The organism is Caldicellulosiruptor hydrothermalis 108, assembly GCF_000166355.1.
In the GTDB taxonomy this organism is placed as follows: Bacteria; Bacillota; Thermoanaerobacteria; order Caldicellulosiruptorales; family Caldicellulosiruptoraceae; genus Caldicellulosiruptor; species Caldicellulosiruptor hydrothermalis.
Genome location: NC_014652.1, coordinates 2,342,501 through 2,358,659, shown reverse-complemented (window position 1 = coordinate 2,358,659; position 16,159 = coordinate 2,342,501). Strand labels below are relative to the sequence as shown.

General features: G+C 36.2%; 15 protein-coding genes (1 of these 15 only partly in view). 14 read left to right on the top strand and 1 reads right to left on the bottom strand.

The features are described from left to right. Nucleotides 1–34: 34 nt before the first annotated feature. The 10 genes from CALHY_RS11510 to CALHY_RS11465 all read left to right on the top strand — a co-directional run bounded on the left by CALHY_RS11510 (nucleotide 35) and on the right by CALHY_RS11465 (nucleotide 10,992). Nucleotides 35–928 (top strand): glycoside hydrolase family 130 protein, encoded by an 894-nt coding sequence (locus CALHY_RS11510; protein WP_013404117.1) that lies wholly within the window; start codon nucleotides 35–37, stop codon nucleotides 926–928. Between the two features lie 25 nt (nucleotides 929–953). Beyond that, nucleotides 954–1,976, top strand: a complete 1,023-nt coding sequence (locus tag CALHY_RS11505) for a LacI family DNA-binding transcriptional regulator (RefSeq protein ID WP_013404116.1) — start codon at nucleotides 954–956, stop codon at nucleotides 1,974–1,976. A 186-nt stretch (nucleotides 1,977–2,162) separates the two neighbouring features. Continuing rightward, nucleotides 2,163–3,971, top strand: a complete 1,809-nt coding sequence (locus CALHY_RS11500) for an ABC transporter substrate-binding protein (protein ID WP_013404115.1) — start codon at nucleotides 2,163–2,165, stop codon at nucleotides 3,969–3,971. A gap of 22 nt (nucleotides 3,972–3,993) precedes the next feature. Continuing rightward, nucleotides 3,994–4,980, top strand: coding sequence for an ABC transporter permease (locus tag CALHY_RS11495; RefSeq protein WP_013404114.1), 987 nt, complete (start codon nucleotides 3,994–3,996; stop codon nucleotides 4,978–4,980). After that, the gene (locus CALHY_RS11490; protein WP_013404113.1) at nucleotides 4,977–5,858 is read left to right on the top strand and encodes an ABC transporter permease; all 882 of its coding nucleotides are present in this window, start codon (nucleotides 4,977–4,979) and stop codon (nucleotides 5,856–5,858) included. Before CALHY_RS11495 ends, CALHY_RS11490 begins: the two co-directional genes overlap by 4 nt. A gap of 2 nt (nucleotides 5,859–5,860) precedes the next feature. Next, nucleotides 5,861–6,850 carry an ABC transporter ATP-binding protein gene (locus CALHY_RS11485; protein WP_013404112.1) on the top strand — a complete coding sequence of 330 codons (990 nt, stop codon included), beginning with the start codon at nucleotides 5,861–5,863 and terminating at the stop codon, nucleotides 6,848–6,850. Next, the gene (locus CALHY_RS11480) at nucleotides 6,843–7,826 is read left to right on the top strand and encodes an ABC transporter ATP-binding protein (RefSeq protein ID WP_013404111.1); all 984 of its coding nucleotides are present in this window, start codon (nucleotides 6,843–6,845) and stop codon (nucleotides 7,824–7,826) included. The genes CALHY_RS11485 and CALHY_RS11480 overlap by 8 nt, the downstream gene beginning before the upstream one ends. Nucleotides 7,827–8,161: 335 nt before the next feature. Further along, the gene (locus CALHY_RS11475; protein WP_013404109.1) at nucleotides 8,162–9,118 is read left to right on the top strand and encodes a glycosyltransferase family 2 protein; all 957 of its coding nucleotides are present in this window, start codon (nucleotides 8,162–8,164) and stop codon (nucleotides 9,116–9,118) included. Then, nucleotides 9,102–9,569, top strand: a complete 468-nt coding sequence (locus CALHY_RS11470) for a GtrA family protein (protein ID WP_013404108.1) — start codon at nucleotides 9,102–9,104, stop codon at nucleotides 9,567–9,569. Before CALHY_RS11475 ends, CALHY_RS11470 begins: the two co-directional genes overlap by 17 nt. Then, a complete protein-coding gene (locus CALHY_RS11465) occupies nucleotides 9,556–10,992 on the top strand; it encodes a glycosyltransferase family 39 protein (protein WP_013404107.1) in 1,437 nt (478 codons plus the stop codon). The genes CALHY_RS11470 and CALHY_RS11465 overlap by 14 nt, the downstream gene beginning before the upstream one ends. On the opposite strand, the gene CALHY_RS11460 is transcribed toward CALHY_RS11465, so the two are convergent. After that, complete coding sequence (locus tag CALHY_RS11460; RefSeq protein ID WP_013404106.1) at nucleotides 10,981–11,976, bottom strand: radical SAM protein; 996 nt, start codon at nucleotides 11,974–11,976, stop codon at nucleotides 10,981–10,983. The two genes, CALHY_RS11465 and CALHY_RS11460, sit on opposite strands and share 12 nt — an antisense overlap. A gap of 121 nt (nucleotides 11,977–12,097) precedes the next feature. Here CALHY_RS11460 and yajC point away from each other — a divergent pair, with 121 nt between their 5' ends. The 4 genes from yajC to CALHY_RS11440 form a co-directional block, all read left to right on the top strand. Further along, nucleotides 12,098–12,463, top strand: a complete 366-nt coding sequence (gene yajC / locus CALHY_RS11455; protein WP_013404105.1) for a preprotein translocase subunit YajC — start codon at nucleotides 12,098–12,100, stop codon at nucleotides 12,461–12,463. A 78-nt stretch (nucleotides 12,464–12,541) separates the two neighbouring features. Continuing rightward, nucleotides 12,542–13,390: a 16S rRNA (adenine(1518)-N(6)/adenine(1519)-N(6))-dimethyltransferase RsmA gene (rsmA, locus tag CALHY_RS11450; RefSeq protein WP_013404104.1), complete on the top strand. Its 849-nt coding sequence runs from the start codon at nucleotides 12,542–12,544 to the stop codon at nucleotides 13,388–13,390. 164 nt (nucleotides 13,391–13,554) lie between these two features. Beyond that, entirely contained in the window at nucleotides 13,555–15,321 is a 1,767-nt protein-coding gene (locus CALHY_RS11445; protein ID WP_013404103.1) for a phosphoenolpyruvate carboxykinase (GTP), read from the top strand. A 68-nt stretch (nucleotides 15,322–15,389) separates the two neighbouring features. After that, nucleotides 15,390–16,159: the 5' portion of a hypothetical protein gene (locus CALHY_RS11440; RefSeq protein ID WP_013404102.1), read on the top strand. 394 nt of this gene lie beyond the right edge of the window; 770 of the gene's 1,164 nt are visible here — the first part of the coding sequence; the start codon lies at nucleotides 15,390–15,392; its stop codon lies off the right edge, out of view.

The following is a 16,159-nucleotide window of genomic DNA, read 5'->3' as shown; positions in this document are numbered from 1 at the left end:
GTTAAATAGCTGAAGAGAAAGGAGTATAAATATTATGATAAAACTTGAAAGACTTTCTACTAAACCTGTATTGGAACCCAAAAGAGAGGATGACTGGCAACGCTCTGCTGTTTTTAATGCTGCTGCAATATATTACAGAGGGCTAATCCATATATTGTATAGAGCAACAGACCTTCCACCACACGAAAAATATGGAGCATATATTTCCCGAATTGGGTATGCCGTATCAACTGATGGAATAAACTTTTTCAGATTTGACAAGCCTGTAATGGAAGCTGTGTGCGAACAAGAAAGAAGAGGGATTGAGGACCCAAGAATCGTAAGAATAGGCGACACTTTTTATATGACTTACACAGGTTTTGGTAACAGATTTGAAGGAGATTACAGAATAATGATTGCAAAATCAAGAAATCTTATCACATGGGAAAGAATTGGTATTGCACTTGATGAACCTAACAAAGATGCCGCGTTGTTTCCAAATAAGATAGATGGCAGATATGTGATGTTCCATCGCAGATACCCAAACATGTGGTTGGCTTTCTCTGAAGACTTAAAAAACTGGACAGATCACGTAGAGGTTGTGAAAGTAAGACCAAATACGTGGGAAAGTAGTCGCATAGGGGTTGCTGGTCCTCCTATTGAACACAGATATGGCTATATTGTTATTTATCATGCTGCTGATCATTTGAATGTCTATCGTTTGGGGATTTTACTTTTGGATAAAAAAGATCCCACAAAAGTTTTATCACGTCAAGATGAACCAATTCTTGAACCGGAGCTTGATTGGGAGATAAATGGTTACATTCCCAACGTTGTTTTTAGTTGTGGCCATGTTCAACTGGAAGATGATCTATTGGTTTATTATGGAGGAGCTGATACTGTTATTGGTGTTGCAAGATTAAACTTGAAAGAGATAAAATTTGAGTAGAAATATTTCAAAAAAGGGGTTAAACATGGATATAGAAATCAGAAAAAGAAGAAAGGAAGTAACACTGGAAGATATAGCTAAGAAATTAAATATATCAAAAAATGCAGTTTCGGTTGCTTTGTCTAACAAGCCAGGTGTATCCGAAAAGACAAGACAGCTTGTTTTACAGACTGCAAGAGAGCTAGGATACAAATTCAAAGAGAAAGAAATTGAAAAAGGTACAATAGGTTTGATTATGACAGCAAATGTACTACAGGACCCATATTTTTTCAGTGCAATTGTGTACTCTGTAGAGAATGAAATTCGAAAAAAAGGATTTGAGTTTAGTTTGTATTGCATTTCCTCTGAAAAGGAAACAAGCCTTGATGAAATCTTATCTAATGGTAGCTTCAAAGGTATAATAATTGTTTCTTCTGTTGGCAAAAATGTTATTGATAAAATTGAAGAAATGAGGATTCCCACTGTAATAATAGACAATCTTGTAGAAAGTAGCTGGATAGATACAGTGAACACAGATAACAAACGTTCAACCAAAGCCGCAATAACTTATTTGATTTCCAAAGGATATAAACATATTGGTTTTATAGGAGATATAAACCATGCGATCAGTTATAAAGAAAGGTGGCAGGGGTTTATAGAAGCACATGAACAATGCGGTCTTGAAATAGACAAAGAAGTTTGCAAGATTGAAGGTTTTAAAGACTTCAGCAAAAATCCCGAACCAGAAATTCAGGAATTTTTGAGAGGTTTAAAAAGGGTACCTGAAGCATTTTTCTGCGTTAGTGATTTGTCTACACTGGTTACAGCAAACACCTTGAAAGATATGGGATTGCAAATTCCAAAGGATATAGCTATTGTAGGATTTGATGATACTGAACTGGTAAAGCATTTCAAGCCTTCTCTTTCCATGATTCATATCGACAGGGATTATTATGGTAAAAGAGCAGTCAAACAGCTTCTTGAAAGAATAGACTTTCCTTCAAAGCCTGCAGAAGATATAAGAATATTTTGCAGATTGAATATCCGCAAATCCATAAAAAATATTTAAGTTTTACTACAAAGGAAGCTCAAGTGAGTGGGCTTCCTTTGTAAAATAAATTTAAATAAAGTCAAAATTCAAGTAAAAATAACTTGACACATTTTACAAAAGAATATATAATTTAAACATCAGCTGTTTTAAAAAAGTCTTTGTTTTTTATCAAATCATAAAAAATAGTGTAAAGGAGGTTTCAAAATGTCAACTCGAGTCAAAAGGTTAATTGCAGTTCTTGTGTTAGGAATCTTCTTTATAGGCTTAATGGGGATTAGTCTTGGTGCTTCCTCAACATCTTCTGCAGGTGAACTGAGGTTGGCAACTGATTGGCCGTATCCGTTCCATGGAAATCCCTTTGGTGCAGGGGCAGTAGGAGGAGCGTGGTGGTTTGTTTATGAACCATTTGCTTATTACATTCCACAAAGTGATGAGTACATTCCAAGATTAGCAGAAAGCTGGAAAATAGAAAAAGGAAAAGTTACAGTAACTTTGCGCAAAAACGCAAAATTTAGTGATGGCAAGCCATTTACTGCTAAGGATGTAGTCAATTCTGTCAATTTCATTCAAGCTATGTGGCAATGGCCTTATGAGATTCAAAGCGTAACTGCTCCAAATGACTACACAGTAGTTTTCACACTTTCAAAAGATGCTCCTCAGTCATTTGTTCATACAATATTGACCGATGCTGCAATTCCAGCTTTAGCTCCATACCACGTTTATAGCAAGTGGGCTAATCAGGCAAAAGAAGTTGCTGAGCTTGGCAAGAAGATATTTGCTCTGACCTCTTCTGGTAAAACTCCAGATGCTCAACAGAAAAGCAGCTATGACAAAAAAGCTGATGATTTGAGAAAACAGGTAAATGCATATTCACCATTTAAAACTCTAAAAAGAATGCCTGTGGTAGGTTCATTTGAACCAACAAAGATTACCCAATCTGAAATGGTCTTAACTGCAAACAAATATCATTGGTTGTATCCAAAGATGAAAATTAATAGAATCACATTCAGAAGATGGTCTTCTAATGAATTTGTTTGGGCGTCATTGATTTCTGGAGAAATCTATGCAGCTCATCCAAATATGCCAAAGGATGTTGTAGAACAGCTTACCATTCTTAATCCATCTTTAAAGGTTAAAACAACTACAGACTTGTCTGAAATAGCTTTGGTGTTCAACTATCAAAAACCACTGTTTAAAGATGTAAACCTCAGAAAAGTTATTGCTTATGTGTTAGATAAATCAAAAGTAAGAGATGTAGCTGTATGGCAGGCATCTACATGCTCCCCATATGCTCATGGAATTTTAAAAAGCATGGAATCAAAATGGATATCCAAAGACACTTTAAATAAATTGACCAAATATAATACAAACACCAAAATGGCAGAAGAAATATTGAAAAAAGCTGGATACAAAAAAGTTGGCAGTACATGGCAGCAGCCAAATGGTCAGCCTGTAGCATTTACATTGTCCGTGTATGGTCCGCACAGCGACTGGGTATTGGCAGCACGTGAGGTTGTGCAGCAACTGAATAATTTTGGATTTAAGGTTGAAATGAAGCTTATTCCTGATGGAATGCGAGACCAGGTTATGAAGAGTGGCGACTATGAAGCTGCAATTGAGTTTGGAGTCACATGGCAAGGTTATCCACATCCTTATAGCGGATACCTGAGATTGTATGAAGCAGATTTATACAATATTACGAAGTTCCCGTCAAAAGATAAATATTCTACACCATGGGGTAAATTCTCACCTTATGATTTGACTGAGCAGCTGAGAGATGTTGCACAAGACAAGAAAAAATCTATGGATGTTGTTCAAAAGTTAGCATACATTACAAATGAGTACTTGCCTATTATACCTTTGTTTGAAAAGGTTCTGCCAATTTACTATTCTGATAAAAAGGTCACAGGTTGGCCTGCAAAAGATGACCCAATTTGGTCTCTTGCTCCTGGTGGAATAGAAAGAGTCTACAATCTTCTGATTACAACAGGCAAGCTTGCAGCTAAAAAATAGCAATGTGGAGGGCAAATAAAAGTTGAAGTATGTGGTTGATAGAGTGCTCTATCTGATTGTTGTACTTCTTATAGCTATAAGCGGGGTTTTTGTCCTGGTGAATAAAATGCCAGGCGACCCCGCTTATGGCCTGGCTGTTTCAATAGCACAACAGCGAAATATGGAAATGGAACGGGCACTTGAAATAGCGCACAAATTAATGGGAATAGACCCACATGAACCTTTAATTGTTCGATACTGGAGATTTATTTCGAACCTGCTCAAAGGTAATTTTGGTTACTCTTCATTTTATCAGACAAGTGTAAATGAAATAATTGCCAAAGCGCTTCCATGGACATTGTTTGTGATTTCTTTAGCCACGTTAGTAAGTTTTTTGGTTGGAATTTATCTTGGATCTTTTGCTGCTCAAAAGCGTGGTACAATAATTGATTTAGTAATCTCTGGGATAGCAAGCATAATTCAAGCAATACCGCCTTTTGTATTAGCTGTTTTAATTTTGTTCATTTTTGCAGTGAGGTTACGTGTAATTCCATTAGGTGGCGCATATCCGGTTGATATGGAACCCTCATTTTCATTGAGCTTTATTTTGAAAGTTATACATCATGCGCTCGGACCTATGTTTGCTACAGCCATTCCTCAAATGGCTGCATGGACGCTTGCAATGAGAGGAAATACATCACAAATTATGGAAGAAGACTATATCAGGTTTGCTCAAGCACGAGGTTTAAAAGATTCTGTAATTGCAAACAAATACATAAAAAACAATGCTATGCTTCCGCTAATTGCAAGTTTGGCCATTGCAATTGGATACATGTTAGGAGGACATACATTGGTAGAATCGATATTTAATTATCCTGGGATAGGATTTTATTTTGGCAAAGCAATTGCGGTGAGAGATTTTGGGCTTTTGACAGGTTTGTTTTCTTTGATAGTGATAGGGGTAATTGTTGCAACCTTTATCGCTGAAATTGTGTATGCATTAATTGATCCAAGGGTGAAGTTAAAATGAGGAAAAAAAGGTTTTCAAATTTCTTTTATGATTATGTTCAGCCACTTATTTCAAACAAAAAATCGTTAGCAGGCTCTATTATATTACTATTTTTTATTTTAATGGCAACAATTGGTCCAATGATAGTTCCGCTCAACATGAATTCTGATTTTGCAAACAGGTATCAAAGACCTTCTTTACAACATCCATTTGGGACAGATTATTTTGGGGTAGATATTTTTCAGCAGATTGTACACGGTTCAAGGTCAGTAATTTCCCTTACACTTCTTGCAAGCTTGTTTGCAGTAATTATAGGGACAGTTGTTGGGGTAGCAAGAGGATATTTGGAAGGAATTAGTGGAAAATTATTAGATGCAATAATCACAGTGTTTTTGGTGATTCCCTCTTTTCCTGCACTTTTAATTTTAGCTGCAATATTTGCTGATACAAAATTGAACACAGTAGAGGTTGCCTTGATAGTTGCGATATGGTTGTGGGCACCTTTAGCAAAACAGGTTGCAGCTCAAGTGCTGACGGTAAAATCAAGAGAATTTGTTGAGGCTTCCAGGATGCTGAATATGGGGCTTGGTTACATATTGTTCAGTGACATTGCAAAATTATTAATACCTTATATATTTGTAAATTTTGTGACACAGCTGAAAAGTGCAATGGAGTTTTCCATAGGATTGATGTTTTTAGGTCTTGCTAAATTTGACCCTACCCACTGGGGAGTAATGCTAAACTATGCTTTATATCAAGCAGGGGCACTATATACGCCAAAAGGTTTCCATTATCCATTTTTTGTAATACTCAACATTGTTTTGTTGATTTATGGTGGCATATTATTGGCTCAAGGGATTGAAGAAGTGTTTAATCCTAAGCTTCGGGGGCATGAATAAAGATGAATTGTTTATTGGAAGTGTCGAGCCTTAAAGCAGTATACTTAGTAAGAGAAGGGACAATAAAAGCAACTGAAGATGTTTCTTTTGAAATTTTTGAGAATACAGTGACGGCAATAGTGGGAGAAAGTGCGTCTGGAAAAAGTACAATTATAGAAGCTATTACAAGAACTCTACCACCAAATGGGCGAATACTCTCTGGAAAAGTATTTTACCGGACTGTGGGATTTGATTTATTAGAAATGAAGGAAGATGAACTGAGGAAGATAAGATGGAAGAAAATAGCTCTTGTTCCACAGGCCGCTCAGCAGTCATTAAACCCTACCATGAAGATTATTGACCATTTTAGAGATACCATAGAGGCATATGGGATAAACTGGAGCAAGGATGAGTTAATTAACAAAGCATCAGAGAAGATAAAAATGGTAAGACTTAATCCTGAAACTGTGCTTTATGCTTATCCAATGCAATTATCTGGTGGAATGAAACAGAGAGTACTAATTGCTTTGGCACTGCTTTTAGAACCGGAAATTCTAATTTTGGATGAACCGACTTCTGCGCTGGATGTCTTGACCCAAGCACATATAGTGCAGCTTCTCAAAGAATTAAAAACACAGATGAACATAACACTTATATTTGTCACCCACGATATTGCAGTGGCAGCAGAGCTTGCAGACAATATTTTTGTAATCTACGGTGGATGTTTGGTAGAAAGCAGCCCCACAGAAAAGATTTTTAAAGAACCTAAGCATCCATATACGCAAGGGCTGATAAATTCAATAATGGCAATAAACGCAGATATGTCAAAAGTAAGAGCTATCCCGGGTGACCCACCAAGTTTGCTAAATCCTCCTTCTGGTTGCAGATTTCATCCTCGCTGTGAATATGCTATGGAGATTTGTAAGAAAGAAAGGCCACAGCTTATAAAATTGCCGGACAATGTAAAGGTTGCATGTCACTTGTATAAAGAAGGAGGATGTAAAGATGAATGAGATTGCCCTAAGAGCTGAACATGTGAGCAAGGTGTTTTCGCAAGGTCTGTTTAAAAAAAGATATAAATTAGTGCTGGATGATATAAATTTGGAAATAAAAAGGGGAGATAGGTTAGTTATTATTGGAGAAAGTGGAATGGGTAAAACCACCCTGGCAAGAATATTAACAAACCTTGAAGTGCCGACAGAGGGGAAGATATACTGGTTTAATAAGAGTTTAGATGAGTGGAGAAGGGATTATAATGTTATAAGAAGAAAGGTTCAGTACATTCATCAAGACCCATATGCTTCTTTGCATCCGTCAAAAACCATTTACAAAATAATAGCAGACCCATTAAAGAGGTGTGAAGGACTGAGTGGAGAGAGGTTAGAAAAGCGCGTATATGACCTTCTTGAGATGGTAGGGCTTACACCGCCAGATTATTTTTTTAACAAATATCCCCATCATTTATCTGGTGGAGGCAGACAAAGACTTGCAATTGCAAGAGCATTGACAGCAAATCCAGAGATAATAGTTGCAGATGAGCCTATAAGCATGATTGATATGTCCCTTAGGGCTGCCATAATAAAACTGCTCAAGGACTTAAATGAGAAGAAAAACATTACAGTAATTCTTGTTTTGCACGATATAGGTGCAGCAAGGTATTTTACTTATGAAAAAGGTGAGATAGCTGTTTTGTATGGTGGAAGGATTGTTGAAAAAGGCTCAAGCGAAGAGATAACTACAAATCCTGTGCATCCTTATACAAAAGTGCTTTTAAATTCCAGCCCGATTGCCGACCCTGAGTTAGCAAGAAAAAGAAAGGTAGAGCAGCTCAGGTCGTATGATCCTCCTGTGAGAAAGCCAGGAGCACAAGGTTGTCCTTTTGCACATGCTTGTAATTATTTTACTGATAAATGTCTAAATGAAACACCACAGCTTGAAATGATATCTCACAGTCACTGGGTTGCATGCCATGTTTTTAAAAATATTTAGGTAGGGAGAAATAGATGAGGTTAAGACGGTTCTATTTTACCTTATTCTTAATTATAATTATTTTTTCTCTGGTGTGGCTTTTGAGTTTCCGAAAAGGTGGTATAGAACTTTACTTGGTTATTTTATCAATCGTATTTGCAGTTATTGGAATAGCAATAATATTGAAAATGTCCAAACACAAATAAGAGGCTATTTTGAAAAAGTAGCCTCATTTTTTATTTTATTTTATTTCAAAAATAATTTTGTTAAAAAACTGTTTACAAAACGTTCAATCATTGTTAAACTTGGTAATGTAAAATGCTATGAAGAATAAACAATTAGGGGAGAGAGCAACAATGTCTCCAAAAGTATACTTTGTAATCCCTTGCTACAACGAAGAAGAAATGCTTCCTTACACAATCCAAAAGATGGGTGAAAAACTGCAAAGCCTCATTGAAAAAGAGCTAATTTCTAATGAAAGCAAAGTTGTCTTTGTCGATGATGGAAGCAAAGATAGAACTTGGGAACTCATCAAAGCTGCCACAAAGGATAAGAGATTTTTGGGCATCAAGCTTTCAAGAAACTGTGGGCATCAAAACGCTCTTATGGCAGGAATGAGCTATGCAGCAAAGTTTTGTGACTGTGTAATTACATTGGATGCTGATTTGCAAGATGATATAAACGTGATTGACGAGTTTATCAAAAAGTTTGAGGAAGGCTATGATGTTGTGTATGGTGTTCGAAGCAGCAGGAAAACTGATACATTTTTCAAAAGGTTTACAGCACAGAGTTTTTATAAGCTGATGCGGGCATTTGGAGTTGAAATTGTGTATAACCATGCTGATTACAGGCTTTTGAGTAAAAAAGCCTTGGAGTTTTTGATGCAGTTTGAAGAAAGAAATTTGTTTTTGAGAGGGATAATTCCACTGATTGGGCTCAAATCAACAATTGTGTATTATGAAAGACAAGAAAGGATTGCAGGTAACACAAAGTATCCACTCAAAAAGATGCTTTCTTTTGCCTTTGAAGGGATAACCTCATTTTCTGTAAAGCCAATAAAGTATATTACCTCTGCGGGATTTTTGATGTTTTTACTCAGTATTGCAATCTTGATATATGCAATAGTTCAAAAGATAAGAGGAGAGGCTATTGCAGGTTGGACCTCCTTGACTATTTCAATCTGGTTCATAGGTGGGCTTCAGCTTGTTGCACTGGGATTGATTGGTGAGTATATCGGGAAGATTTATAAAGAAGTAAAGAGAAGACCGTTATATTTTATCGAGGAGATAGCTGAAGATGCACAAGAACAGTAGTAGCTATAAAGGGAAGCTAATTTTAAAAATTCATTCAAAAATAGAAAAGCTGTTTGAGCTTATCAAATTTTCAATTGTAGGAGCTATAAATACAGCAATTGATTTTGCTGTCTTTTTTGTTTGCTATTCTATTTTACATTTAGATTCTTCTTTTAGTCAGATTTTTGGATATACAGCAGGAATGATTAACAGTTTTTTAATGAACAAAAGGTGGACGTTTGAAGACAGAACAAAAGGGAAAAAAGTATTAATAAAAGCTTTTAAATTTGGTTTTACAAATGTTATTTCTTTGATTCTTTCAATTGGAGTGATAAAACTTTCAAAGCTGTATCTGTCAAGCTCAATTTTGATTGCAAAAATACTTGCAACTTTATGTGCTCAAGGTGTAAACTATATTTTGTACAAGTTTTGGGTATTTACAAAAGCGGAGGCAGATAATGAAAGCATCTAAAAAATTGTGCCCAAAAGTATTCGAATACTTGGTTGCAATATTGCTTTTAAGTAGCATTTTTTTATCCTATCACTACAGAATTTTACTTCTGGCAGGAAAAAGTTTTAGCATATGGCTTTTGATTTTGTTGACCCTAAGTGCTTTTTGCATTATGACTTTAGGGTTATACAAACTAAAAGACTTATTGTTCACGAAAATAAATCTATTTACGATATTCTTTTTGATAGCCCTGCCAAGACTTTTGTGGGTTCTTTTGATGCCAACAAAGCCAGTTTCAGATTATTTTTGTTTTTACTCTTATGCGAAAAATGCCTCAAGAGGACTTTTTCATGCTTATGACAAGACGTTTGTCCTTTTTAGGTTCAGATTTGGTTACTCTTTGATTTTAGCGTCTGTATTTAAAATCTTTGGTAGCAGCGTTTTGGTTGCAAAACTTTTCAATGTGTTTCTTTCAGTTATTCTGGGAATAATCATTTTTTACACGGTTAATTACCTTTTTGGCAAAGATGCAGCTTTTTATAGCATCATTTTATTTGCTTTCTGGCCTTCACAGATAATGTACAATTCGGTTTTAGCATCTGAGCATCCTTTTATTGTATTTTTCATGCTTGGGCTGTATTTTATTGTAAGAAGCATAAAAGAAGAAAAAATAAATTTTGCCTTTTTCGGAGGGCTCTTTATTGCAATTTCCAACCATATAAGGCCTGTGGGTGTATTGGTGATTATAGCCTGCTTGGTATGGGCAGTAGTTTGTGGACTAAATAGAAATCTCAAGGCTATAAAGCTTGCTCTTTCTTCTTTGGGAGCGTATATTGCAGCTTTTTATACAATAGGTTATCTCATTTTCTGTCTCACAAGCGTTCCTGTTTGGCAGACATCAATGGGACTAAATCTCATGATTGGCACAGACTACACTACCTATGGTATGAATAACCGCAAACACTCCTTGTTTGTAGAGAAGTTTGGCTATGACTTTAAAAAGATGCATCAAGAGGCTATGAAAATAGGAATACAAAGACTCAAAAAGCAGCCAGACAAATTTCTTTCTATTATTCCGAGAAAGATTTCAATAATATGGGGCGATGATAGTTTTGGGTATTTTTGGAGTACTTTTAAGGTTTATAAAAATACATGGTTTGTAAAGTTTATAAAAAGCCATCCAACAATCTTCTACATACTTTCTCAGCTTTATTACTACACAATTTTACTTTATATTGTCTTTGCGTCTATTTTCAGAAAAAAGAATAGTAACGATGAAGTTATTTTGCTCACAAGCCTAATATTTCTTGGATATGTTGCTGCTCATATCTTTTTAGAAGTTCAGCCGCGGTATCACTACCCAGCAATATTTACCCTCTTTTTGCTAAGTGGCATGGGTGCAGAAACTTTAAAGAAAAAGCTAAAAAAGGATTTAAAAGTTTAAATAAAACTCTCTTGGTCCCAAATCAGGTGCTTCTATGTTTTTCTCTAACACCAAAAATTTTCGAATATCAAAACACAGGCTGCATTTGTTTAAAAATCTTTTTGATGGTGTATAATCATAATTTTCTTTTGCAAACTCAAATAGACCTTTTATTCCTTTAGTGTAGAGTAAGTTTACAAAAAAGTATTTGCTTGAGTCAAGCTCTTTTCCAAGGTCATCTATTGAGATTCTAAATCCAACACATGGATTTGGAATGAAATTGCCAAAAAGGTCCATGTGAAAATGGCTTTTGCTATAAAGTTCAAAACATGCAGGTGAGTTCTTAATTATGTCATCAGCAGATTTTGTTGGAAAATATTCTTCAAACGTTTTGATTGCTCTTCCGTTTAAGGTAAGATAATACCTTTGTGGAAGAAGCCTTATATAGTTTTCTCCAAATAAATCTTTGTATTCAGAAAGAGAATGTGTCTTGTCTATATTCAGCCTTCTAATTTCATTTACGAAGCCTTCAATCCAAGGGAAAATTCCAATACCAACTTCATCCATAAGTTGAATTAATTTTAATACCTTTTTAAATGGAATGTATTCATTATGAAAAGGGCTGATTGAGACAAGTATTGTTTCAATTCCGAGATTTTTCAATTCTTTTAATCTTCTTTTTACCTTATCTTCATTTTCAACCCACGAAGCGTTTGTCTCTATGTACTCAATGTAAATCCCATTTTCATTTGCTTTATGAATGACCTTTTTTAGTCCTTCAAAATTCAAAAAAGGCTCTCCACCGCCTATGTGAACCGAGAAAACTCCAAAGTTTTTTAAGGTCTTGAATACTTTGTCTGCCATCTCCTCTGTCATGTATTCTTTTTTCCATGATGGAGAGCTGTTGTAAAGACAGTGCTTGCAGGCAGAAGAACAGTAGTAGTTTGTGATGACACCACCTGAAAAAAGTCTTTCAATTTTAAGTTTTCCAATAGATTTTTCCAATTTTTACAACCCCCTTTTTAGTCTTTCAAAAGTGCTTGCCTATTTTTTGATAACTGTTATAATATTATTATGCATAATTCTAATTTGAAAAATCAAATGGTGGCAGGGGGATAAAAAGTTTATGAGCTTGAGTAATCTTTTATTTGAAATTGCGTATGCAGCAGGCAATCAAAGCTCTCAGCAGCAGGCACCAGCAGGAGCAACAGCACTTGCTCTGCTTGCGCAGTTCATACCTCTTATATTGATGTTTGTGGTTCTTTATCTTCTCATAATTGTTCCACAAAGAAGAAGAGAAAAACAGTTCAGAGAGATGATTAATTCTTTAATTGTTGGAGATGAGATAGTCACAAACGCTGGAATTATCGGCAAGATTGTGAATATCAAGGATGATATTTTAACAATTGAAGTTGGTGCAGACAGGGTAAAGCTCAAAATTTACAAGTGGGCAGTTAAAGAGGTTTTAAAAAAGGCTGAACCCAAAGATTAAAAAAAGAGATGGTTCTGAGGGCTTAAAGTCTTCAGAGCCATTTATTTTTAATGTTTGGATATAAACTTTTAAAAAGGAGTGAATGCAGCCATTACCAAATCGGAACTTTTGAGTCTTCTTGAAAAGTATGGGCTTTCTCCAAACAAAAAGCTTGGTCAGAATTTTTTGGTTGATGAAAATGTGGTGAGAAAAATCATTTTATTTTCTCAGACGGAAGGAAAAGAAGTTATTGAGATAGGTGCAGGCCCTGGAACACTTACGGTTTATTTGGCAAAAACCGCACAGAAGGTAGTTGCAGTTGAGATTGACAAAAAGATATTGAATGTCTTAAAAGATGTTTGCCAGAACCTTTCAAACGTCCAAATAGTAAATAGTGACTTTCTTGAACTTAATGTTAAAAATTTAACAAATAATAATAAGGTATATGTTGTTGGCAATCTGCCATATTATGTCACATCACAGATACTCTTTAAACTTTTTAAAGAAAGAAAGTATATAGAAAAATTTACAATCATGGTTCAAAAAGAGGTTGCGCAAAGGCTTTTAGCAAAACCAGGAACAAAAGAGTATGGAAATCTCACAGTTGCAATGAACTTTTACTGTGAGATAGAGGATTACTTTTATGTTAGCAAAAATGTTTTTTATCCAAAGCCAGAGGTTGACTCTGCGGTCTTGAGAGCAAGGTTCAAAATTGAAAAGCCAAATGTTGATGAAAAAAAGTTTTTTAAAATAGTCCATGCATGTTTTTCAACTCGCCGAAAGACAATTCTAAATGCTCTTTCAAATCAGCTTGATATTGCAAAAGATGATTTAAAAATGATTATCCACATGGCTGGACTTGATGAAAACTTAAGAGCAGAGGACTTGTCGTTGGATAACTATATAAGACTTTACCAGTGCTTTGAAGAGGGATTTTTTAAAAGTTAAAATAAGCTCTTAATACTTGGTAATAAATGCAACTCAGTAGAGTGATAAATTTCATTTATCCTTAAAGTGAGTATTTTGTTTTTGACAATTTCCTCTTTTATAATGTATAATATAATACAAATTGCAATTATCATAAACAAAACTTGCAAGGTGGTGGAGAAAAGGTGGTAAAGGTGAACTTGCATCCCTCAGTGTATGAATGGATTGATGAGATGGCAAAACTCACTAAACCAGACAAGATTGTCTGGATAGATGGTTCCGAGGAAGAAAAACAAAGGCTTATAAAAGAAGCTCTCGAGTCAGGAGAACTTATGGAGCTCAACCAAGAAAAGCTTCCTGGATGTTACCTTCACCGAACACATCCGAGCGATGTTGCAAGGGTTGAAGACAGAACGTTTATCTGCACACCAACAAAAGAAGAGGCAGGGCCAACAAACAACTGGATGGACCCAAACGAAGCTTACAAGATGCTTTACTCACTTTTTGATGGGTCCATGAAAGGAAGAACAATGTATGTTGTACCATATTTGATGGGACCTGTTGGCTCACCATATTCAAAAGTGGGCATTGAGCTTACAGACAGCATATATGTTGTTTTAAATCTCAGAATCATGGCAAGAATTGGTGATGTTGCATTAAAGCATTTAGGAAGCTCGCCTGATTTTGTAAAGGGACTTCACTCCAAAGCGACACTTGACCCAGAAAAGAGATATATCTGTCATTTTCCACAGGACAACACAATTATGAGTGTTAACTCAGGTTATGGTGGAAATGTTATTCTTTCAAAGAAATGTTTTGCGCTCAGAATTGCAAGCTATCTGGGAAGAAAAGAAGGCTGGCTTGCAGAACACATGCTCATTGTTGGAATTGAAGACCCAAGCGGCAAGGTAACATACATTGCAGGTGCTTTTCCAAGCGCATGTGGTAAGACAAACTTAGCTATGCTTATTCCACCAGAGCCTCTTAAAAAGCTGGGCTACAAGGTGTGGACTGTGGGGGATGACATTGCATGGATGAGGATTGGCGAAGATGGAAGATTGTGGGCTATCAACCCTGAAGCAGGGTTTTTTGGTGTTGCGCCTGGCACAAGTTATAAGACAAATCCAAATGCCATGGAAACCATAAAGAGAAATACTATATATACAAATGTTCTTTTAAAAGAAGATGGAACAGTTTGGTGGGAAGGTATGGACGGAGAACCGCCAGAGCGAGGTATTGACTGGCTTGGAAGACCATGGACAAAAGACAGCGGTGAAAAGGGTGCACACCCGAACGCAAGGTTCACAGCACCAGCTGCACAGTGTCCATCAATTTCAAAGGAGTGGGAAAATCCAAATGGCGTACCCATTTCGGCAATAATATTTGGCGGCAGACGTGCAAAGGTTGCACCGCTTGTATATGAAGCATTTGACTGGCAGCATGGTGTATATGTCGGTGCTACAATGGCATCTGAAACGACTGCTGCTGCAATGGGCAAGGTAGGTGTTGTTCGTCGCGACCCGATGGCAATGCTTCCGTTCTGCGGATATAACATGGCTGACTATTTTGCACATTGGCTTGAGATGGGCAAGAAGATTCCAAACCCGCCGAAGATTTTCCATGTAAACTGGTTTAGACAAGACGAAAATGGCAAGTTCATCTGGCCAGGGTTTGGTGAGAACTTGAGAGTGCTCAAGTGGATAATCGAAAGATGTGAAGGCAAAGTAGAAGCAAAAGAGACTCCAATTGGTTATGTACCATATGTCGATGACCTTTACTTAGATGGTCTTGACATAGACAAACAGACGGTAGAAAAGCTTCTTGAGATAGACAAAGAATTGTGGTTAAAAGAGGCTGAGGCTTCAAGAGAGTTTTTAAGCCAGTTTAGAGACAGGCTCCCGAGAGAGCTCATTGAAGAGAATGAAAAGCTAAAACAAAGACTTTCAAAATAGAAATAAATCACCAAACAGAAGGCCTCCTTCATATACTGATATAAAGATTGTGAGGGAGGTCTTTTGTTTTGATAGAGAATTTGCCATTCACAAGATTTGTTGTAATCTTAAAGGGAATTGAACAGAAAGGAAAAATCCCGTTTGGATATGTCAAGGTTCAGGCAATTGTAGACACAGTTAACTTGGAAATTGTTATCCAGGGATTGGAAGAGACAGAGGATAAAATAACTTTTTGGGGTATTGTGAGAAAATCGGATGGATATTCTCCAGTGTTTTTGACTACACTTTCAAAACCGCAAAAAGGGGATATTGTCCAGTTTCTTTCCACAAGTAGGTTTAATTTGTTCAAAAGCAGCTTGAAAATTTCAGACCTTTCCGGGTTTGCCATTGCAAAAGAGAGGAAAGGAAAACTTAATTTCATTCTGATAGGAAGCTTTGATGATAGCAGTTTATATGAAATGGAAAGAGATATTCTAAGAAGTTTTGAAAAGGGTGAAAGTAAGAAAAATCGATATAAAAAAGAGATGGATAATCACGATGAGAAAAAAGAAGTGGAAGTAGAGAAAGAAGAAAAAACTGAGAGCTTTTCTTCAAAAGATGATGACCAAAGCTTAGGTGAGAATTGCAGCCAGGATGTTGAAAAGGAAATCGTGCAAGAAAAAGAACAAGAAACAGAAGGTGAGATGCTCCAAGAGTCAGCCGAAAAAGCAGAAAAAGAAGAAGAGTCTTCTGAGATAGTTGAAAGTGTTTCCCAAGAACTTCAAAAGGCTTACCAGGATGATAAAGAAGAAGCAAGCTTTCGCTTGGATGTAGAAAAGAACTACTGCATATTAGAATT